This window comes from Niastella sp. OAS944 (assembly GCA_024809215.1).
In the GTDB taxonomy this organism is placed as follows: Bacteria; Bacteroidota; Bacteroidia; order Chitinophagales; family Chitinophagaceae; genus Niastella.
In genome coordinates, this window is the sequence record JANUBW010000002.1 from 305782 (window position 1) to 326795 (window position 21014).

Here is a 21014-nt window from a genome sequence, read left to right on the forward strand (position 1 = left end):
TTATGCGTGTTTATAAAAATGCTCCAATTTATGATTCAGTTCCAGTAAGCCTTCATCCGATACAGAAGGCGCATCGTGTAACATATTTATGTAGTATAACAGGTCGCTCAATGCTTTAATATCGTACCCGGTTTTCCAGGCCAGTCGCTTTTCAAATTCGGGGTCGCGTAATGAAGTGCGGATGCCGTATTTGCTGCGAACGTAATCCTGAAAATGAACCGTCATTTTTTGCGCCAGGTTCAGGTTATCGTGCCGTTGATAATACAGTCGGCCAATGGTCTTTACAAAATCAACCGATGCGTTCTTCAATGGCTGTATTATAGGTATCGCCCGTTGTTTGCGTTTGCTTTCGAAAAGGTAAATGATAAGTAATAAAAGCAACAACAACCACATTGCCTGCGCAAGCGCAGGTTGTTTGCTGAGCCAGCTGCCGGCGCCAAACAACCCCTTTCCCTGTTGTGAGCTATTATCGTTGCCTGCTTTATGATACCTGAAATAATCGTCCCACCGTATTACATCGCTGTTCTTTGGCAGGTACGAGAGTACATTATCGTAATAGGCTTTGTTGTTCTTATGCAGTAAAAAGAAATTGGAGAATGCAATCGGCGCCAGGTGAATATACAGGGTGCCGCCGCCCTCATAATCGAACCGCACAAAATCCGGATGTCCGTATTGATCGCGGCCCAAAACGGTGGTAAAGGTAGAATCGAACGATACAAAGTAATTATCGAGCGCCTTACCAGGATATGAGTATGACACCCGGTCGTTGCTTTCAGGATTATAGACACTTACCGTTAGCGAATCGCCAATATTGAAACCGCCCGAATAATAAGCCGTTTTCAAATGCAGGCTGTCTAACATAATATCGCTGATGTGCAAAGCGGAAATGAATACATGCTGGCCCCGCGATACCATACCTAAAATGGCAGCCGCTTCATTTTCATCGAGCTCTACCTCTGTTGAAATAATAACATAGGATGTTTTGTGATCTTCATAATTCTCACCATCATCACCATCCTTTAAATGTAAGGCGTTATTGTTTTTATAGCGGTCGGGTGATCTTTTATTAAGAACAACCGACGCATTGGGAAACAAATGGTGCAGGTTTTCATAGGCAACATAAGTACCATAAGGTATTTTGTCGCCCCGCCAAAGGGTTACCCGTTTATTGAGGCTTTTTGACCCACAACTGCTCAACAAACCGGTCAATGCCACCAGCCATATTAAAATGCGGTATCGTGTTATTGGTTTCAAGACTTGACTGCGTTGTAAAAGTGGCTGAAATTGTTATGTACTATATCAAACTGTTCCCTTGTTACTGCAAATTCGCCATACCACACATAATCATATATCCGGGTAAGAAAACCAAACTCACTGGCCAGTTTGCGGCCGCTCATCTGGCTCACGTATTCATGGTTGGTACCATCGGCATGGTAGCTGATCCATTGTTTTTCATTCAACAGCTTCAGCGCCTTCAGGTACATGTACCGTACCGCCATGCGGTGATCGCCGGCAGCCAGCGCCTGTTGTATTTTTTCATCGAGATTGAGGTCCTGTAAATCAGTTACCTCACCCTCGTCTGTCACTTTTACCTTTTTGGAATTATAAAACAGGTACAGCTTATTTACTACAATGATGCGGTAGATAATGAATATAAAAAACGCGATCAGTATGAAATAAGCTATCATTCTAACCCCATCTATAGAGAAGAAGTCATAGAAATGTTCCCAAAAGCCTTTTTTGCCCGATCGTTCTATGGGCGGTTCGGGTTTCCAGAAATTGGGATCATTGGCATAGGAAAATTCTTTCCGGTTCTTTAATCCCTGGATGGTTGAGTCGGGCACCTGCCTGAATTCAGCCCTGGTGGTGGTTGATCTTTCTAATTTATCATCGTGGTATTCTATGTCGGGTAGTACAATATCGGGGGTAACAGAATCAGCTACCGGCTCATCATCCTGTGCCTGTACCTGTAAGGCGCAAAAAACCATTAGCGCAAAGCACAGTATTAACCTGAAGGTCTTTACCGCAGGAAACAGTAACCTGTATGAAACGAAATAGTTCATCGAATGGGCGAATAGTTTATCCAACGGCTTTTTTCGGCTTTTGTTCTACGTTGTACCTGTATGGGATACCATACAAAATACCAGGCAATAAAAATAAATGAGGCAACCAGAATAGTTATGGTTATCCAGTAAGGCATGGCCGAATAAGAATACCGGGTAACAAAGCCTTCCAGGAACGCAGCCACCAATAGTATGGGCACCAGGGCAATCATTAGCTTTAAACCATCTTTTGCCCCATGCATCAGGGAATGCAACCGTTTATGTGAACCGGGGAACAGGATGCTGTTGCTTAAGATCAAACCGGCAGCACCCGATAAAATGATCGCCGATATTTCAAGTGTGCCGTGTGTCCAAATTACCAGTACCGACTGCCAGCCAAGATTCTTGGCAAAAAAGTAGTATTGAAAAGAACCTACCATAACCCCATTGGAGAACAGCATGTAAATGGTACCCAGCCCAATGAAAAAGCCCCATACAAACACCTGGAACGATACATAAATATTGTTCAGGGCAATGTATGCAAACATATTCAGCGAATTTTCGCCCTTGTACACGCCAAAGGGGTCGCCCTTGGAAATATTATCTTCCGTCATTTCAACATACCGGTCGCCAAGCACCCCCCTTACAAAAGTTTCATCATGCGCAGCGGAAAAGGCCGCCATTATTGCAAACCCTGTGAAAATGAGGAACGCATACAGAATTTCACGGTGATGCTTGTAAATAGTAAGCGGTAATTCCGTTTTAAAGAAACGGGTAATACGGGACGATTCTTCCCGTTTGTTCTTGTAAATAGTGAGGTAAATGCGTGAAGCCAGGTCGTTCAAATACTGGGTAACCTTGCTGTGCTGATAAAAGGTTTTGGAATAACCAAGGTCGTTTACCAGTTCGGTAAACTGTTGCGCCATTTCATCAGGATCCGTTGGTGCTTCATATTGGTACTTCCGCCACTTATCAATATTTTTCTTTATAAATAGTCCTTCTCTCACTCAGACGTATTTTTGGTTTCAAATCTACCTATTCGGGCCCAAATTAATTGGGTAAATAAATATAATAGTCAAATTTTGAACGTTATAACGTTGGTAAACAGATAATTCGTGTTAAGGTTGACAGATTTATTGAATGTAACATATTAAATTCCAAATTCCAAGATCCAAATTTCAAATAAGCTCCAAATTCCAAATCGCAATAAAGCCCTAAAGCACCCAACCTTAGGCTTCCGATTCCGTATTGGGACTTATTTTTGATTTTGAGATTTGAATCTTGAGATTTGGTTCTTGGAATTTTGTATTGGGTTTGGACCTTGAGATTTGAGTTTTGGGATTTATTTGGATCTTGAGATTTGGAATTTGGAATTTTGTATAGGGTTTGGAGCTTGAGATTTGAGATTTGGATTTATTTGGATCTTGAGATTTGGAATTTGGAATTTTTTCCGGTTATTAGAACCTGTAATTTGTATATTTAAGACATATGTTATTAGTTAAGTTAGATACCGGTTTTAACATTGAGGTAGAGTTTCCGCTCAGTCCCTTTCACCGGCGCTTTTTTGCCTGGCTCATTGATGTTACCATACAGGTAACCTACCTGTGGCTGGGTAATAAATTGCTGAACGCGCTGGCCGGGTACAGCTGGGATAACGATACCTGGGCTGTAGTGCTGTTTGTACTGCCTTTTATTTTGTATCACCTGATCTCGGAGATCAGCATGAATGGACAAAGTGTTGGCAAAATGGTTATGCAAATAAAGGTGATGACCTTACAGGGCGGTGAGCCTTCGGTAAGCCAGTACCTTATTCGCTGGTTATTTCGCATTATTGACTTTCCTATTCTGCTGTTCCTGGGTACATTAAGCGGTTACTCAAACTGGTGGGTTGTACTGTTTTTATTTGCCGGATTAATATGCACAATTGCAACACCAAAATCGCAACGGATTGGCGACCTGCTGGCAGGCACTATTTTAATTGATCTGAAGAAGCGCACCTCGTGGGAAGACACGGTTTTTACCGAGGTAGAATCAACCTATCAACCCCGCTACCCACAGGTAATGCAACTGAGCGACCGCGACATCAATACTCTGAAAAATATTATTGAAACAGTGAAAAAGCGCGGTGACTATGATCTGTCGCTTAAGATCGCCGATCGCATTCAGGGAAAACTTAAAATGCGCACCGACCAGGATTCGCTGGCGTTTTTAGAAACCCTGCTCAAAGATTACAACTACTACTCTACCAATTAAAGAATTCGATAAAAATAGCAAGGCCTCCCGATCCAATCGAGAGGCCTTGCTATTTCTATGAGGATTATTCTAATTACATACTTCTAAAGATTGCCAGTAACCAAAATGCAAAAAGGACGATCCAAAAAATACCGGTGATCATGAACCGTATTTTAAGATTTGCAAATGCATTGTTCAGCGCCTGCTGATCGGTATTTCGTAATGCATAATGTACTTTTCTTGAAAAGTTAAATACAAACAAACTGGGAAAGAAGAACATGGCTGCTATAATAACATAGATGATGGTAGCTGCGGCGCCACCAGCGCTTACATAGCTGCCTAAAGGTGAAAGCGCAGAAAACATTTTACCAAGAAGCAGTATTATGATCAAAAATAAGCCGGTTATTATAAATCCTGCTATTCCTATAAATTTCCCCCATTTTGCAATATTGGTGAGGGTGCCAGAAAGCTCATGATCTATTTCTAATTCAAATAAACTTGATTCTGAATTGTCAGGGGCGGTTTGAACGTACTGTTCCATGTTTACTGGATTTTGGTTAAATAATGAAAGGGTTAAGATACAAGATATAAAATTGCCATGCAATAGCTTAAAATAAAACAAGGATTGCCACGGAATGCGGCAACCCTTGTTCCTGTTAAGTTTTATCGAAATGCTTAATACGCCTGCGCAAACAGTACCCGTTGTTTGGCGGGTTTGCCAGAGAATACGCAAACGCCATCTTCTTCGGGGTTATCTAAAGGAATACAACGAATGGTTGCCTTTGTTTTGTCCTTAATAGCATCTTCAGTTTCGCTGGTGCCATCCCAGAATGCAGAAACAAAACCGCCTTTTTCGTTGAGGGTGCTTACAAATTCATCCCAGGTATTTACCCTGGTTATATGCGAATCGCGATAAGCCAGCGCCTTGTTGTAAATAGCCTGCTGAATTTCGGCCAGCAGGTTTACAATACGCTCTGGTAAACCGTCCATTGACACGCTTTGTTTTTCCTTTGTATCGCGGCGGGCCAGTTCAACCGTATTGTTTTCGAGGTCTCTCAACCCTAACGCTACACGAACAGGCACTCCCTTCATTTCATATTCGGCAAACTTCCAACCTGGGCGTGCATTGTCGTTATCATCGTATTTTACGCGAACGCCGGCAGCTTTTAATTGCTTCACCAGTTCCTGCACTTTTACATCGATCTGCGCTTTTTGTTCTTCTCCTTTGTAAATAGGTACAATAACCACTTGCAGCGGAGCTATTTTGGGCGGTAGTATCAAACCCTGATCGTCGCTATGCGCCATTACCAGGGCGCCGATCAAACGGGTGCTTACGCCCCAGCTGGTGGCCCAAACATAATCGAGTTTATTCTCTTTATCAGAGAACTTCACGTCGAATGCCCTGGCAAAATTCTGCCCCAGGAAGTGCGAAGTACCAGCCTGCAGGGCTTTGCCATCCTGCATCAGGGCTTCGATACAATAAGTATCAACGGCGCCGGCAAAACGTTCGTTCTCGGTCTTAACTCCTTTTATTACGGGCAATGCCATCCAGTTCTCCACAAAATCGGCATATACGTTCAGCATTTGCACTGTTTCTTCCACGGCTTCTTTTGCGGTAGCATGGGCGGTATGTCCTTCCTGCCACAAAAATTCGGCGGTACGCAGGAATAAGCGGGTGCGCATTTCCCAACGAACCACGTTGGCCCACTGATTAATAAGCAGTGGCAGGTCGCGATAACTCTGGATCCAGTTTTTGTAGGTATTCCAGATAATGGCCTCACTGGTTGGGCGAACCACCAGTTCTTCTTCCAGTTTTGCTTCGGGATCAACCATCAGGGCGCCTTTTTTAGAAGGATCTGTTTTTAACCGGTAATGCGTTACTACTGCGCACTCCTTGGCAAACCCCTCGGCGTTCTTTTCCTCGGCTTCGAACAGACTTTTGGGAACGAACAACGGGAAATAGGCGTTTACGTGCCCGGTGTCCTTGAACATTTTGTCAAGGGCGTCGCGCATGTTTTCCCACAGGGAAAACCCATAAGGTTTTATTACCATACAACCTCTTACGGCCGAATAATCGGCCAGGCCGCCTTTAATAACCAAATCGTTGTACCATTGCGAATAATCTGTGCTTCGGCTGGTGATCTCTTTGCTCATGTTTTATTTTTTATATAGATCGTACTTTCTACCTTTCTTTTTAATGACGATTTAATTCCTTTCCCGAACGGCCTTCCGCCCTCATTATCAGGCATTTTGTCGATAAATTTTAACATTCGCCTTGCAATAAAATACTACCCCGGGCTGTCTTTTTATTGTAACTTTAATTCGGAAAAACGCAAAAGTAGCACTTTACCAAGTAAAACGTTATAAAACCATTACTATGAAGGTTCGAAATATACTCCCTGTAATACTTGCGATAGCTGCCCTAAGTAGCTGTTCGGTTTACCGTACGGGCCAAACACCCGACGATGTATATTACTCACCGGCTCCCGCTGAAGAAGATTCTTATGTAGCCGTAAATAATTACAAAAAAGGCGCGAGCGGCTATAGCCGTTACGATAACACCGACCCCGATGACAATGCCCTGCGCATGAAGGTACGGGACCGCTCAAGCTCACGCTGGAATAGCTTTGACAGCTATAACGACTGGCAGTACAATGGCGGTTACTACGGAATGTATAGCCCTTATGGAATGTATAGTCCATATGGTTATGGTTCTTATGGCTACGGCGGTTACGGCTATGGTGGATATGGCTACGGTTTAGGAATGGGTTTTGGACCATACGCTTATTATAATCCCTGGTCGTTCAATTCATACTGGAACAGTTATTACGCCTGGAACAGCTACTACAACCCGTATTGCGGTGGCATTATTGTAGGTGGTAAAAGTAACCCGGTTGTATATAATTCAGTGCGCAGCGCTACCAACCTTTCCAGCTACAATAACCGGTCGTATATAAACCGCAGCAACGGGGGTACAGGCAGACCAATTTATAACAATGCCCGGTCGAGCACCAGTGGCAGCTACTATAACAATCCTAATTCAAGTGGCGGTTTGCGCAGGACTTACCCCAGCCAAAGCAGCAGCAGCGGCAGAAGCGATAGTTATCAACCGTCTTACCAGCAACCGTCTTACCAGCCTTCAGCACCGGTTAGAAGCTACAGCCCATCTTCATCGGGCGGTTCTTCAGGTGGAAGCAGTGGTGGTAGCAGCGGCGGCAGCAGACCAAGCCGGGGCGGAAGATAAGCGGCGTGAAACGGCAAACGTGAAACGTGAAACGGATGTCCTATTTGCCAGTTTCACTTTATACCGATGCCTCACGAAAGTGCAGCATGTAATTCCTAATTACTTTTTATAAATTAATGCCTGTAGTGTATTCCAATTCTACAGATATAAGATCATTTTCTCTATCGTTAACGTAAAACAGGTTCAGACCCGCGGCTTTATCGCGAGGCTACGGTGGTTGAAGGTTAAAGCACTTTCGCGAGATAGCTTTGCCGTTTCACGTTTCCCGTTTTACGCTCAAAGATCATACATGAAGAACACCCTTTCTATAGCATTTCTTTTATTTGCCGGCAGCTCGGCAATGGCCCAGTTACCCGATGATGTAATGCGGTTGCACTATACCTCGCCTTCAGGCACAGCCCGCAGCCAGGCTATTGGCGGCGCTATGGGTTCGCTGGGTGGCGATTTAACCTCCACCTTTGTAAACCCGGCCGGCCTGGGTATGTATAAAGTGAGTGAAATTGTTCTTACCCCCGGTTTCACTATGGCCAAAAGCACAAGCAATTACTGGGGTTCAGATGCCACCAGTAAAAATTTAAACAGGTTCAATTTTAGCACCACAGGTTTTGTTTCGGCTACCAATGAGCCCGGTCGCAATTGGGTAAGCAAGGCTTTTAGTATTGCGGTAAACCGTACAGCCAATTTCAATAACGCCATTTACTACAAAGGCGTAAATGATTACAGCTCCTTTTCAGAACAATATGCCGAAGAATTTTCAAGATCGGGGGTTGCTATCAACGATGTAAGATCGAGCCCTGTGCTTTCCATTCCTACCAAAATGGCCATTTACACATATTTGATCGATACGGCCACAACACCGAACGGATTGGAAGTATTGGGTAAACCAGAACAATACCTCGACGCAGTTGTTCAACAAAACCGTATAACCACCAAAGGTGGTATCACTGAAATTGCCCTTGGTTTTGCCGCAAATAACAAGGATAAATTTTATTTAGGGGGTAGCATTGGCGTACCGATTGTAAAATATGAACGCCGGCTTGAATTCACTGAGTCGGACCCTACCAATAATAAAGACAATTACTTTGGATTCTCACGATACGAAGAAAGACTAACCACCACCGGTGTTGGTTTGAACGCCAAACTGGGTATGATCTTTAAACCCATTCAACAGTTACGCATTGGAGCGGCCATACATACCCCCACCATTTATGGGTTAAGAGATAAGGTATGGAGCAAAATGGTAACCGATGTGGAAAAGCTCTTTCAACGCACTAACCCGAACGATCCGGGCATTGACAGCATTACATCTGACTATTATACCGGCAACCAGCAGCCCGTTTACAAATTTGATATGACCTCTCCCTGGAAGTTCATAGTTAGCGGCGCTTATATTTTTAATGCTGTAGAAGATGTTACGGTTCAACGCGGTTTTATTACCGCCGACGCTGAATGGGTAACTTATGGCTCTTCGCGGTTCAGCCCTTCGGAAGAAAATGATGATCAGTCTTTTTATGATGAACTGAACAAAACAGTAAAAAATCTCTACAAAGGCGCCTTGAACCTGCGGATTGGCGGCGAACTGAAATTTAACACCTTTATGGTTAGAGGAGGTTATGCTCATTATGGCAACCCATATGATGATGACGTTTTAAAAGCAAGCAGATCAATTATCAGCACCGGTATCGGATATCGCGATAAAGGTATTTTTATTGACCTTACCTATGCGCATACCATTTATAAAGATGTAAATTTCCCATACCGTTTACAGGATAAAGAATTTCAAACCTACGCCGACACAAAAAGCACGATCGGGCAATTTTTGTTGACGTTTGGGTTTAAAATATATTAGTTAACGAGTTAACGAGTTGACGAGGTAATACAACTGATTACTAACAAGAGATCCCTCCTGATAAATCGGGAGGGATCTTTTTTTAAAGGGCAGTTTTCACGGTCGTTTACGGATTAAAATCGGACTATTAACTATCTGTTAGCTTCGCAGCGTAAAATTCGGAGTATTCACCTGCCTGCAGAAGAATATGAGCGCTTATTGTTTGGCGCTATTTATATAATCGTGAAAGTGTTAAGTAAATTTTCTTATTACTAAGGGCTAGTATAGTGGTAAATGGCTGGTGAAAACGGCAATCGTGAATCGGCAATCGGCAATGGTTCCTGGCTGTACGGCCTCGTTATCGTAAAACGAGAAAGGGATATAGCCGAAAGCTGTAAGCCTAAAGCCAAAAGCAAATACAGAATACAGCTTCGCGTAAACCGAAACCTAAGACTCGAAACTTGAAACTACAAATTGCGAGGTCTGCAATTGCTCTTGAGCTTCGAATGAAAGAACTATGAACTATGAACTGAGAACTAAGAACTGCCTTTACCTCGTCAACTCGTCAACTCGTTAACTCGTTAACTCGTTAACTCGTCAACTTCTCTACCATAGCATCGATAGCATCCGGCGAGTACCATTGCATATTCGAATCTTTGCGAAACCACGTCATCTGTCTCTTCGCATAATGCCTTGTATTGACTTTTATTTGTTCAATGGCTTGTTGAAGCGATATGTTGCCATTGAGGTATTCAAAGAGTTCGCTATAGCCAACGGTTTGCAGCGCATTGAGGTGTTTGTAAGGAAGGAGTTGTTTTACTTCATCTAGCAGCCCCTGCTCCATCATTTGATCAACGCGGGTATTGATGCGGGCATGCAGTTCAGGTTTTGGCAGCTCGAGCCCAAGCTTTATGATGCTGAACGGACGTACAGCCTTTCGTCCCTGCTGATAGGTTCGTATAGACTCGCCCGTGGCCTGTTTTACTTCAAGCGCCCGGATAAGCCGTTGGGGATTTTGTATTTCACCTGTGGAATAATATAAAGGGTCCTGCTGTTGTACCTGTTGTTGTAACCAGGCAAGTCCCTGCTGTTCGTACTGCTCAGTAATAGCCTGCCTAATGGTTAATGAAACGGGCGGCATATCATCGAGCCCTTCGCAAAAAGCTTTTATATACAAACCGGTTCCCCCACATACAACAGCAACATTGTTGTGCTGAAATATTTCATTGGCTGCGTGTAAAGCATATTGCTCAAATACCACAGCATTTACATCGTCGTAAATTGAATGGGAATTGATAAAATAGTGGTGTGCCTGTTGCAGCTCGCTGGTAGAAGGTTTGGCAACGCCGATGGTCATTTCTTTAAAGCACTGACGGGAGTCGGCTGAAATGATGGCTGTATTAAAATGCCGGGCTATTGCTATTGCTGCAGCGGTTTTACCTACAGCTGTAGGCCCCGCAATAATTACACAAGTTTTTTCATTCATAGTTTGTCTGAGCTTGTAGAGAACCCAAAACAAAGCGATTTCCTGATTTTGAGATTTCGCGATTTTGGGATTTACCGAAATCGCTTACCTCTCTATTAATTTTCAAATCTCTAAATTTTAGGATCGCAAAATTTTGAGTTTGCATTTACTTATGATTTTCGAAATAAGGAAATCTCAAAATCTCGCAATCCCTAAATCAGAAATTGTATTTACACTTCGTCGTCTTGTCCGCCTTCTTCGGCTTCTTCGCCCTCACCTTCACCTAAATCATCATCGTCATCGCCTTCGGTGCCAAAGCCTTCAGTACCGGCCTTCAGATCGTATTTTTCTTCCATTTCGGTAAGCTTATCGCCGGCAATACCTTTAGTTCCATATTGCGAAGGCGCAATACCTTCCGACTTTATAAGTGCGGGGTAATCGATCTTGCTGCTTTCTTCTTTCGATACACTAATAAGCTCAACCAGGAATGACCAGTTCTTTACGAAATCGTACACGTATATAAACTTCTGATTAGGATCTTTGATCTCAGAACCTATCACAGTGTTTTCCATAAGCAATGGCGCTACCTTGTATTGCTTATCGTATTGGGCCAAACTGATTTCACGACCGCGTTGCCAGTTGTCATTGCTGCGGTAGAACGTAGCCTGATGTTTGCTATCAAACTCGTATGCTTTCAGTATTACCTGGTGCAACTGTAAAAAAGTTTGTGTGTGCTTGATGGCAACATCCCGGTAGATACTGTCGTCTTCCTCAAAATAAATTCTGAATTTTAAAACAGCCATACTTTATATTTCAGGTTACTTGTTTCTTTTTTATTTACCCGGTGCTGATCCCGGAGTGTATTCGAAAAATATAATCCCTATAATCGTGCCAGCCGTATTTATGGCCTGTTTATCTACCCTGCCTCATGCCCCGGTGCCAAAAATAAGATAATTCCCCAACTATCAAAGTATGCAATTTAAGTTGCATTTGCATAGCAACAAAATGCCCGAACATACACAGTAATACTGTTTTATGCAAATAAAACAAAACTAAACCCGGGAAATTACCGCATAGAGTTCAAATTTCAATCCTTATTTTTATCAACCGGCTGCAACCCCATTTCTGTTGCTTTTTTCATCATAAAATCATATGCGGCGTCGTAGGTATTATCAATTTCACCATCCAGAATGGCTTCGCGGATGCTGTTTTTCAGGTCACCTACTATTTTACATGGCGAAAGGTTGAATATGTCCATAATGATCTCACCGGTAATAGGTGGTTGCCAGTTACGTATACGGTCTTTTTCTTCTACCTCTTTTAACCGGTTGCGTACCAGCTCAAAATTCTCTAAATAGCGAATGACCTTTTGTTTGTTCTTCGAAGTAATGTCGGCTTCACACAACAACATCAACGCATCTATATCATCGCCCGCATCGAACAACAATCTACGTATGGCAGAATCAGTGATATTTTCTTTTGTCAAACTAATTGGCCGTAAATGCAGCTCCACCAGTTTACGTACAAAGCGTAATTTCTCGTTCTGCGGCAACTTTAATTTAGTGAATAGTTTGGGCACCATTCTGCCCCCTACTACTTCATGGCCATGAAACGTCCAGCCATGGCCTTTTTCAAATTTCTTTGTGGCAGGTTTACCAATATCGTGCAGCAGGGCTGCCCAACGCAACCACAGGTCGTTGGTATGTTTTGCAATATTATCAACCACCTGCAGGGTATGATAAAAATTATCTTTATGCCCCAGGCCATCTATGTACTCTGCACCGGCCAGGTCAATCATTTGCGGGAAAATAATATGCAGTAGTCCGCTTTGATATAAGAGATCGAAGCCAATGGATGGTTTGGCGCTCAGCAGTATCTTATTCAGTTCCTCGGTAATACGTTCCTGCGAAATGATCCTGATACGTTCTGCCTGGTCTTTTATACTTTGAAAAGTGACCGGTGAAATAGTAAAATTCAATTGTGAAGCAAACCGAACGGCCCGCATCATACGCAGCGGATCATCGCTGAATGTTTGTCCGGGATCGAGCGGGGTTTGAATGATCTTTTTTTCCAGGTCCTGCAACCCGTTAAAGGGATCTATCAGTTTGCCATAATCGTCGCCATTTAAAGAAATGGCCATGGCATTGATGGTAAAATCCCTTCTGTCCTGGTCGTCTTTTAACGTACCGGGCACCACTTCGGGATTGCGACTATGGTAGCGATAGCTTTCTTTACGGGCGCCTACGAACTCTATTTCCAGTGCGGCTTTTTCATGGGTCTCCTCTACAACTTCTACGGGTTCTCCGTTCTCACCAGTAAGATGCGTATGATCTACTTCCTCTGCTTTTTCTTCGTAAAAGTGTTTAAGTTTTATTTGCGCGGTGCCAAAGTTCTTAAAGAACGCAACAGAGGGTTTTGGCTGGAACCGTTCAGCCACTTTATGCGCCAGCTGTATGCCATCGCCTACACAAACAATATCGGCATCTTTTGTTGGCCGGCCCAACAATTTATCGCGCACAAAACCACCTATCACATACGCGGGCACGCCCAATTCCTCAGCGGCATGAGCTATCTTTTTAAAAACAAACAGTTCCTTATCGTTGCACTTAATGTCCATTCAAATTTTCCTTATTGCGAATGCAAATGTATAATTTTAAAGCCGAAGGAAGAACAGCTGCAAGCCATAAGCTGCAAGCTACAAGCAAATACAGCCGAAGGCAAAAACAGCTGAAAGTTGAAAGCATAAAGCCGAAAGCCAAAAGGCAAATACAAAATACAGCTATAAGCTATAAGCTGAAAGCAAATACAGATGAGCTCCGAATTTAAAGAACTAAAAACTGAAAACTAAAAACTCAGAACTGTATTTCCCTTTATCAACTCTATCACCTCCATCAACTTTTCAACTCCTCATTAACTCGTCAACTATCCACCAAAGTTTCTAATAATTGTGTATTGGTAATATCATACGCACACTTAAAATGCCCGAGCGGACAAGCGGGTCTTCCATGTAAACCGCAGGGCCGGCAGGCCAATGGCTCCTGTATCTCTACAATAAAGCGCTTGTCTGATAATGGTCCAAACCCAAATGAAGGCAATGTAGAGCAATATACGGCCGTTACCGGCGCATTGACCGATGAAGCAAAATGCATGGGCGCCGAATCATTTACGTAATTCATCACTGCCTCTTTCATCAACGCGGCCGATTGTAAAAAGCTTAGCTTGCCGCACAGGTTTACTACCGTAGCGGCAGTACCCGCTGTACGAATTTCTTCACCCAACGCTACATCACCGGGTGCACCCAGCAAATAAATAGTATAATTGGAAGGCACCTCTTTGGCAAAGCTTATCCATTTATCTTTCGGGAATTGTTTGGTGAACCAAACCGATGCCGGCGAAATAGTAATATAAGGATGCTTTTTATACGCTTCTACAGCTGCTTTATCCTGCGCCGATGGGTACAGGTGGGGTTTCATCACCTCGTCGTTCGTAAAGGCCCGTATGAGCTCGTTATTACGGTCTACTTCGTGTATGGGATTATGTACGTCGCTAATGACGTGTTTTATTTTTTTGCTGAACAGCCAGCTCAGGGGGTTTTTATCGAACCCAATGGTTTCGCGGGCGCCTGAAAATGCGGTAAGTATACCGGTGGCGGCAAAACGCTGCACGTTTATTACTTTATCGTAGCGGCGTTTTCTGATAAACCCTAATAATTTAAAAAGGTTTTTCAGTTTGCCGCTCTTCTTGTCCCATATAAGCACTTCGTGCAGGTACGGATGGTTTTGCAGCAGCCCTTCATTGCCTTTTCTTACCAGAAAATCAATTTCTGCATCGGGAAAATGCCGGTGCAGTTTTTCCACAATGCCGGTTGCCAGCACCACATCGCCAATAAAGGCAGTTTGTATAACAAGGAATTTCATTCAGTTTGTTGTTTGTAGTTTGTCGTTTGTGGTTGCTGCCGCGCTTTGAGGCTCAAAATAAATTTCGAACTTGCCTTAAAGAACAACAAACAACAAACCACAAACCATAAACTTTTACTCTCTTATGATGGTTATACTGCCATCTTTACCCCATTTAATAATAGAAGAAGCAGCATGAGGAATATTATCATTTTGCCGGTGTTGAACAATATAATCAACGCCCTGCCAAATGGCCGGCATAATATCGCTGAAAGTGGCGGGCGAAGGGTCGCCACTTAAATTTGCAGAGGTAGAAACTATGGGTTTGCGGAACCGTTTTATCAAATGTTTGCAAAAGGTATCCTTTACAATTCTAATGGCTACCGACCCATCGGCACTGATCACATTATCGGCCAGCCCCAGGGCGCCATCGTAAATTACCGTTGTGGGCTTTTTTGTTTTTGCCAGGTAGTCGAACACTGCCAGGTCAATATGCGCCACGTACTGCATCAGCTCCTTTTCATCGGCCAGCAAAATGATCATGCTTTTCGAATCGGGCCGCTGTTTCAGGTTAAAAATGCGGTTCACCGCCGCAGCATTGGTGGCGTCGCAGCCAATACCCCAAATGGTATCTGTGGGGTAAAGTATCAGCCCGCCTCCCTGTAGTACTTTTAAACAATGGTCAATATCGTGCGAAAAATCCATGCTGCAAATGTAGGGTCAAAATTTCAATACCACCAGCTTGTACGCGCCTTTGTCGTAATAGGCGTAATAGTGCTGCCCATAGGTCACAAACAGGCTTTCCGAATCCGGATCGATCTTCATTTTGGAGGTGTAGCGATCGATGCGTTCGTTTACCGAGCTGCCGGGCTCCCCCGGTACGTGCGCAAAGTTGGCGCCGTTGAGCAACATTTTAAAATGGGTAGAGTTGGTCCAGGTACTGCGAATATATCTTCCCGGGTTGTAACTGTTATTATAATAGGGCGAACGCATCATCGTGGGGCCATAGCCATAGCCGCCATAGGGCATACTGTTAAACCCCGGATAACCGCCCACAGACGTGTTGGCAATCGTTTTTTCATACGACCCAACCATTACTTCAATTTGATCGTTGCCAAAGGGCTTGGCCATTATCATCGCATTGCCATCAACCATTCTGCGCAGGAACGAACTGGTTTTGCTCAGGTCCTTGGGGTCTTTTCTTCTTTCATCAACGGTCCTTTCTTCCATAAAAGGCGTGTTCTTATAGGTGATATCATCTCTTCTTTCAGTGGAGAAAGTTTTGAGTATTTCACCTGTATATACGTCGGCCACCTGTACCAGCAGGCTGTCGTTGGTAGCGCACACGTAGTACAATTTATTGCGGAACAAAAACGAGTTATCGGAATAAGCGCTGCGGTTGGCAGGCTGCCTCCCCGGCTTATGCTCAATCAGCCAGCTCTCGGCCTTAAATTGTTGCAGGTCAATACAGGTTATGTAGGTTGAATCGATGTGATTGTTCATCACCAGCAATAACGTGTCGTTGGTTATATATAATTTATTGCTTCGGGCAAGCGCCTCCAGGTCTACATCGCCTTCCTGATCAAGTACGTCCAGTTGTATCTTGCCGCGGCCCCCAAAGCCCGAAAGTAACTCGCGCCAAAACGAATCGGAGAACTGGTAACGCAAACCGGCACCAGGCTTCTCATTGGTAAAATTGTAAAACGACAATTCCTTTGTTCTGTAGTTAGCAGTTACATATATAAAATGGTTGCCGGCGCTTATATAGTTCACCAATCTTTCCCGGGCCAGGTCGAGCCTGATAAAGGTTTCTTTTTTTTCTTCGGTAACTACATTGAATGCGATACAGTGCATTACCCCTTTTTCGACCTGCTCGGTAAACATATATACAGAAGAATCTCGCATAAAACCACCCAGTAATTTCTCGCGTCCCTTGCGGGCCAAACCAAATTGCTTCATTAATCGCAGCTGCTGACCGGTAAATACAAATGCCCTGATGCTATCGCTGCTCACTACAAAAGTGCAACTGCTTTGTTTGGTTCTGTTTGAAATGGTTTGCAGTTCTATCTTCTTTTCCGTCCAGCCTATAAACTCAACAAATTGTTTGCTTTGAGCCATTAGCTGTATACTGCAACACAATAAAAGGAAGAAAATAATGGGGCGCATCGTTTTTCAGGGTTTACAGGGTTTAAAACTTCATTACCACCAGCTTGCGCTCTCCTTTGTCATACCAGGCGTAATAATACTGGCCATTGGTTACAAAGATGTTTTCCTGTTCGGGTGGTGTACGCAGATTAGCCGTATACCGTTCAATACGTTCGGCCATGGTACTGACCGGCTCTCCCGGCGCATTTGAATAGTCGGCATTCAGCAGCATTTTAAAATGCATTGATTTGGTCCAGGTGCTCCGGTAAAAACCGCCGCTGCTCATGGCTGGTGAAATATATTGTGGCCCAACGTATGCGCCGGCTGCAGCGGCGCCAAGGGCAGCACCGGCAACACCGGGGGCGCCGCCCGACATGTACGCAGTTTTCCTGGCGTACGCCCCTATCACCACTTCAATCTGGTCATTGCCATAGGGCCGCACCATGATCACCGCGGTATCTCTTATCATTTTGCGCAGCAACTGCCTGGTATTTTCCCTGTTACGAACACCTTTTTGGGAACCACCATTTTCTTCATCAATAATGGCTGTATTCTTCCAGGTAATTTCCTTATCGCTTTGTGCAGAGAACGATTTGCTTACAGCCCCGCTATAGGGGTCAACAATTTGTACTTGTAAACTATCGCTGGTAGCCCGCACATAGTATAATTTATTGCGGAACAAAAAGGAGTTATCGGAATAGGCAAAGTTCTTTGAGCAGGAAAAGCCGGGATTGTGATCAACCACCCAGGAACTTACCTTTTGTTGTTTCAGATCGAAATTGACTATGCGGGTTGAGTCAATGTGGTTATTCATAACCAGCATCAGCGACTCATTATTCAGGTATAATTTATTTTTCTTGGCAAGATTATCGAGGTTAAGATCGCCATCCTGTTCAATCTTTATCAATCGCACATTGCGACCAAGGAAACCCGGCCTGGTAAGTTCTTTCCACTGATCATCGGCAAACTGATAACGTAATGTTGTACCGGCCCGGCCGTTTATAAAGTCGTATACGATCAATTCATTTCTTTTATTACTTGCCGTAACATACAGGAAATGGTTGCCGGCACTGATATGGGTAACTGTTTTTTCATTTTCGGGATCGAAGGGTATATCGGTTTCGCTTACATTTCCGGTTATAACATTCAGCGCCGAACAATATAATTTATCAGCGCGCGACGCTTCGGTAAACATATACACGGAAGAATCGCGCATAAAACCGCCCAGTAATTTTGTGTCGGGTCTGCGGGGCACACTAAACTGCCGCATTAATTTCAACGCGCCGGTAAATACAAATGCTCTGATGCTATCGCTGCTGACGAGGAAGGAACAGCTGCTTTGTTTGGTTCTGTTTAAAACGGTATGTAATTCCAGTTTCTTTCCGTACCAGCCGATACTTTCTACAAACTGTTTGTTTTGCGACATTACCTGTATACTGAACAGGAAAAACAGGATAAAGACGGCTATACGCATGATGTCAGAGGTTTAGAAGGCGATAAAAATAATGAAAACGGCCAAAAAGCCAGAACGTTTTCTAACTGATTTATGATCTGTACTGTATGTTTGCAAAAAATTAACGAAATGCAAGATCTGATACTCGAAGCCTGGGGCAACCGCGAGTTATTAAAAGAAAAAAAATATACCGATGCGGTAAAAGCCGTAATTGAAGAAGTAGACAAAGGCCGTTTGCGTGTGGCATCTCCTGTCGATGGCAAATGGACGGTGAATGAATGGGTAAAACAGGCCATTTTGATGTATTTCGGCATTCAGCCCATGCAAACATGGACCATGGAGCCATTTGAGTTCTATGACAAAATGCTGCTCAAAAAAAATTATAAAGAACTGGGTGTACGTGCTGTACCTCATGCAGTAGCGCGTTATGGTGCCTATGTTGCCAAAAACGTGGTGCTGATGCCTTCTTATGTAAATATCGGCGCTTATGTTGACGAAGGCACCATGGTTGATACCTGGGCAACCGTGGGCAGCTGTGCACAAATTGGCAAAGGCGTACACCTGAGCGGTGGTGTAGGTATTGGGGGCGTGCTGGAACCTTTACAGGCTACTCCTGTTATAATTGAAGATGGTTGTTTTATTGGCAGCCGTTGTATTGTGGTTGAAGGCGTAGTGGTTGAAAAAGAAGCCGTACTGGGCGCCAACGTGGTATTAACACAAAGTACAAAGATCATTGATGTAAGTGGCGATACCCCGGTTGAATATAAAGGACGCGTACCGGCACGTAGCGTGGTTATTCCTGGTACATATGCTAAAAAATTCCCAGCAGGCGAATACCATGTTAGCTGTGCGCTCATTATTGGCCAACGCAAACCAAGTACCGATTTGAAAACAAGTTTGAATGATGCGCTGAGAGATTTCAATGTATCAGTATAAGATTTAATATTTGATTTGGAAGGGAAAAAACATAACGTTCAACTAGCGGGATTCCTCATTACTTTAATTGGTTCCATTTTGTTTTCAACCAAAGCCATCATTGTAAAGGTGGCCTATGGCGCGAACCCATCGATGGATGCCATAACCCTGCTTATGCTGCGGATGGCTTTTTCCCTTCCCTTTTATATTGGCGCCATATGGTTTGCCCGTAAAGAAGGCCTGCCCCGGCTTACCCGCCGCCAGTGGTTGATTGTTATAGGGCTCGGACTTTTTGGTTATTACCTCAGCAGCCTTTTTGATTTTGTTGGACTGCAGTATGTTACTGCCGGCCTTGAGCGGTTGATACTTTTTCTTTATCCCACCTTTGCCGTTATTATCAATGCTTTTGTTTTTAAACAACCTGTTGTACGTACGCAAAAAATTGCATTGTTTCTTACCTACGCAGGAATAGGCATTGCCTATCTGGGTGAATTAAATGTCGATATCGACAATCCCAATTTTCTTTGGGGCAGTTTTCTCATCTTTTTGTGTTCTATTACTTATAGTATTTATATTGTTGGCAGCGGCCGCATGATACCAACTGTGGGCGCTACGCGTTTTACTGCTTATGCCATGCTTGCCTCCACAGCCGGCGTGTTTGTGCATTTTGCCATTAAAGGCGGCAACGTACAAATGCTAAGTGATGTGGGCTCCTATTTCTGGTACGGCATTTTGCTTGCAATAATAGCAACCGTATTGCCCACTTTTATGATGTCGAACGGAATGAAAAGGATCGGTTCAAATAATGTGGCCATTATATCTGCGATTGGACCGGTATCAACCATCATTCAGGCGCATTTTATATTAAATGAAAAGATCTTCCCATCGCAAATTGTGGGCACCCTGCTGGTTATTTCAGGAGTGATACTCATTGGTTGGAAGCGGAATTAAAGATGCGGCCTACCTTAACCCGGTTTTTGAAAGGTTTGTTCAGTTTGCACCCTACCCCAACTCATTATTTGAAAGCTTTTGCCAAATGTTTGACTTCATAAGTTATTTTTTCTCGCCACCAACTTAGTTTTGACCTCAACAAAGTTTGTTTTCACCTCCACAGGTTATTTTCAACTTACAATAACTCATTTTTTACCTTCACTAACTTACTTTCAGCGTTCACAGAGCAAGTTTGCCTCAATACTAACTTCATGCAAGGGTAAACTTGAGCTGTGGACCACTAAACCTGATTCATGCACGTCCTATTTTGATCAGGGGACGGTCAAAATTGATTGGTGATAGCTTTAAATCGATTGAAGAGGGCCTTCAATTATTCGGGGACGATCAAAAACAAGTTGCTGACGCCAGAAAATAACTTTTGGCACCACAAAACTAATTAAGGGAGGCATGAACCTGAGTTGTGGAAGCAAAAACAAAACTGGTGAGGTATTAAATGAGTTAGGGAACCATGAAAAAGAGTTGGGCAACTCACATATTGCTCTGGCAATTCAGAAAATGAGTTATGGGAAGCAAAACTTGCGTTGGGCAAAGCAAAAAATGAGTTGGGTAAACCACACTTGCATTGGTGAATCCAGAAAAAGAGTTGGGCGGCTCACATATTGCGCTGGAGAAGTCAGAAAAAGAGTTGGGCAATTCACATAATGCGCTGGGCAATTCAGAAAATGAGTTGTGCAAAGCAAAACTTGCGTTGGTGCCCCCCCAAAAAGAGTATGGAAAGCAAAACCTGAGTTAGGGCCTCAAAAAACGCCTTGCAAACCATGTTTACAAGGCGTTGTCTATAAA

The 21014-nt window shown here is 43.6% G+C and carries 18 protein-coding genes; 6 read left to right on the plus strand and 12 right to left on the minus strand.

Going from position 1 to position 21014, the window contains the following annotated elements; genetic code table 11:
• From GGD38_RS11860 to GGD38_RS11870, 3 genes are read right to left on the minus strand one after another with little or no spacing between them, the layout of a single operon-like run.
• Nucleotides 1–1254 carry a DUF4350 domain-containing protein gene (locus GGD38_RS11860; protein WP_375300638.1) on the minus strand — a complete coding sequence of 418 codons (1254 nt, stop codon included), beginning with the start codon at nt 1252–1254 and terminating at the stop codon, nt 1–3.
• Complete coding sequence (locus GGD38_RS11865; RefSeq protein WP_375300637.1) at nt 1251–2063, minus strand: DUF4129 domain-containing protein; 813 nt, start codon at nt 2061–2063, stop codon at nt 1251–1253. The genes GGD38_RS11860 and GGD38_RS11865 overlap by 4 nt, the downstream gene beginning before the upstream one ends.
• Nucleotides 2060–3049, minus strand: coding sequence for a stage II sporulation protein M (locus GGD38_RS11870; protein WP_375300636.1), 990 nt, complete (start codon nt 3047–3049; stop codon nt 2060–2062). The genes GGD38_RS11865 and GGD38_RS11870 overlap by 4 nt, the downstream gene beginning before the upstream one ends.
• Before the next feature lie 481 nt (nt 3050–3530).
• Here GGD38_RS11870 and GGD38_RS11875 point away from each other — a divergent pair, with 481 nt between their 5' ends.
• Nucleotides 3531–4295, plus strand: a complete 765-nt coding sequence (locus GGD38_RS11875) for an RDD family protein (RefSeq protein ID WP_375300635.1) — start codon at nt 3531–3533, stop codon at nt 4293–4295.
• Between the two features lie 73 nt (nt 4296–4368).
• Here the strand turns inward: GGD38_RS11875 and GGD38_RS11880 are convergent, their stop codons facing one another.
• On the minus strand, nt 4369–4815 hold the full coding sequence (locus GGD38_RS11880) for a DUF5362 family protein (protein WP_375300634.1): 447 nt from the start codon (nt 4813–4815) through the stop codon (nt 4369–4371).
• Between the two features lie 134 nt (nt 4816–4949).
• Nucleotides 4950–6428: a proline--tRNA ligase gene (gene proS, locus GGD38_RS11885; protein WP_375300633.1), complete on the minus strand. Its 1479-nt coding sequence runs from the start codon at nt 6426–6428 to the stop codon at nt 4950–4952.
• A gap of 223 nt (nt 6429–6651) precedes the next feature.
• Here proS and GGD38_RS11890 point away from each other — a divergent pair, with 223 nt between their 5' ends.
• Both GGD38_RS11890 and GGD38_RS11895 read left to right on the plus strand, forming a co-directional pair.
• Nucleotides 6652–7518, plus strand: a complete 867-nt coding sequence (locus GGD38_RS11890; protein ID WP_375300632.1) for a hypothetical protein — start codon at nt 6652–6654, stop codon at nt 7516–7518.
• 289 nt (nt 7519–7807) lie between these two features.
• Complete coding sequence (locus tag GGD38_RS11895) at nt 7808–9367, plus strand: OmpP1/FadL family transporter (protein ID WP_375300631.1); 1560 nt, start codon at nt 7808–7810, stop codon at nt 9365–9367.
• Between the two features lie 568 nt (nt 9368–9935).
• Here GGD38_RS11895 and miaA read toward each other — a convergent pair.
• From miaA to GGD38_RS11930, 7 genes are all read right to left on the minus strand, one after another.
• Nucleotides 9936–10832, minus strand: a complete 897-nt coding sequence (gene miaA / locus GGD38_RS11900) for a tRNA (adenosine(37)-N6)-dimethylallyltransferase MiaA (protein ID WP_375300630.1) — start codon at nt 10830–10832, stop codon at nt 9936–9938.
• Between the two features lie 209 nt (nt 10833–11041).
• The gene (locus GGD38_RS11905; RefSeq protein WP_375300629.1) at nt 11042–11614 is read right to left on the minus strand and encodes a hypothetical protein; all 573 of its coding nucleotides are present in this window, start codon (nt 11612–11614) and stop codon (nt 11042–11044) included.
• 284 nt (nt 11615–11898) lie between these two features.
• Nucleotides 11899–13428 carry a CCA tRNA nucleotidyltransferase gene (locus GGD38_RS11910; RefSeq protein WP_375300628.1) on the minus strand — a complete coding sequence of 510 codons (1530 nt, stop codon included), beginning with the start codon at nt 13426–13428 and terminating at the stop codon, nt 11899–11901.
• Between the two features lie 301 nt (nt 13429–13729).
• Nucleotides 13730–14728: a glycosyltransferase family 9 protein gene (locus GGD38_RS11915; protein ID WP_375300627.1), complete on the minus strand. Its 999-nt coding sequence runs from the start codon at nt 14726–14728 to the stop codon at nt 13730–13732.
• Nucleotides 14729–14842: 114 nt separating this feature from the next.
• A complete protein-coding gene (locus GGD38_RS11920) occupies nt 14843–15412 on the minus strand; it encodes an L-threonylcarbamoyladenylate synthase (protein ID WP_375300626.1) in 570 nt (189 codons plus the stop codon).
• Nucleotides 15413–15427: 15 nt separating this feature from the next.
• Nucleotides 15428–16873, minus strand: coding sequence for a hypothetical protein (locus GGD38_RS11925; protein ID WP_375303755.1), 1446 nt, complete (start codon nt 16871–16873; stop codon nt 15428–15430).
• A 22-nt stretch (nt 16874–16895) separates the two neighbouring features.
• A complete protein-coding gene (locus GGD38_RS11930; protein WP_375300625.1) occupies nt 16896–18326 on the minus strand; it encodes a hypothetical protein in 1431 nt (476 codons plus the stop codon).
• 108 nt (nt 18327–18434) lie between these two features.
• Between GGD38_RS11930 and GGD38_RS11935 the strand changes: the two genes are divergently transcribed.
• The 3 genes from GGD38_RS11935 (at nt 18435) to GGD38_RS11945 (ending at nt 20964) form a co-directional block, all read left to right on the plus strand.
• Nucleotides 18435–19241: a 2,3,4,5-tetrahydropyridine-2,6-dicarboxylate N-succinyltransferase gene (locus tag GGD38_RS11935; RefSeq protein WP_375300624.1), complete on the plus strand. Its 807-nt coding sequence runs from the start codon at nt 18435–18437 to the stop codon at nt 19239–19241.
• Nucleotides 19242–19256: 15 nt separating this feature from the next.
• Nucleotides 19257–20171 carry a DMT family transporter gene (locus tag GGD38_RS11940; RefSeq protein WP_375300623.1) on the plus strand — a complete coding sequence of 305 codons (915 nt, stop codon included), beginning with the start codon at nt 19257–19259 and terminating at the stop codon, nt 20169–20171.
• 622 nt (nt 20172–20793) lie between these two features.
• Nucleotides 20794–20964 (plus strand): hypothetical protein, encoded by a 171-nt coding sequence (locus GGD38_RS11945; protein ID WP_375300622.1) that lies wholly within the window; start codon nt 20794–20796, stop codon nt 20962–20964.
• The last annotated feature ends 50 nt before the right edge of the window (nt 20965–21014 follow it).

Coding starts and splice junctions, on each gene's coding strand:
- GGD38_RS11865 (WP_375300637.1), bottom strand. CDS start 2,063: ATGAACTATTTCGTTTCATACAGGTTACTGTTTCCTGCGGTAAAGACC.
- GGD38_RS11875 (WP_375300635.1), top strand. CDS start 3,531: ATGTTATTAGTTAAGTTAGATACCGGTTTTAACATTGAGGTAGAGTTT.
- GGD38_RS11880 (WP_375300634.1), bottom strand. CDS start 4,815: ATGGAACAGTACGTTCAAACCGCCCCTGACAATTCAGAATCAAGTTTA.
- proS (WP_375300633.1), bottom strand. CDS start 6,428: ATGAGCAAAGAGATCACCAGCCGAAGCACAGATTATTCGCAATGGTAC.
- GGD38_RS11890 (WP_375300632.1), top strand. CDS start 6,652: ATGAAGGTTCGAAATATACTCCCTGTAATACTTGCGATAGCTGCCCTA.
- GGD38_RS11895 (WP_375300631.1), top strand. CDS start 7,808: ATGAAGAACACCCTTTCTATAGCATTTCTTTTATTTGCCGGCAGCTCG.
- miaA (WP_375300630.1), bottom strand. CDS start 10,832: ATGAATGAAAAAACTTGTGTAATTATTGCGGGGCCTACAGCTGTAGGT.
- GGD38_RS11905 (WP_375300629.1), bottom strand. CDS start 11,614: ATGGCTGTTTTAAAATTCAGAATTTATTTTGAGGAAGACGACAGTATC.
- GGD38_RS11910 (WP_375300628.1), bottom strand. CDS start 13,428: ATGGACATTAAGTGCAACGATAAGGAACTGTTTGTTTTTAAAAAGATA.
- GGD38_RS11915 (WP_375300627.1), bottom strand. CDS start 14,728: ATGAAATTCCTTGTTATACAAACTGCCTTTATTGGCGATGTGGTGCTG.
- GGD38_RS11920 (WP_375300626.1), bottom strand. CDS start 15,412: ATGGATTTTTCGCACGATATTGACCATTGTTTAAAAGTACTACAGGGA.
- GGD38_RS11925 (WP_375303755.1), bottom strand. CDS start 16,873: ATGCGCCCCATTATTTTCTTCCTTTTATTGTGTTGCAGTATACAGCTA.
- GGD38_RS11930 (WP_375300625.1), bottom strand. CDS start 18,326: ATGCGTATAGCCGTCTTTATCCTGTTTTTCCTGTTCAGTATACAGGTA.
- GGD38_RS11935 (WP_375300624.1), top strand. CDS start 18,435: ATGCAAGATCTGATACTCGAAGCCTGGGGCAACCGCGAGTTATTAAAA.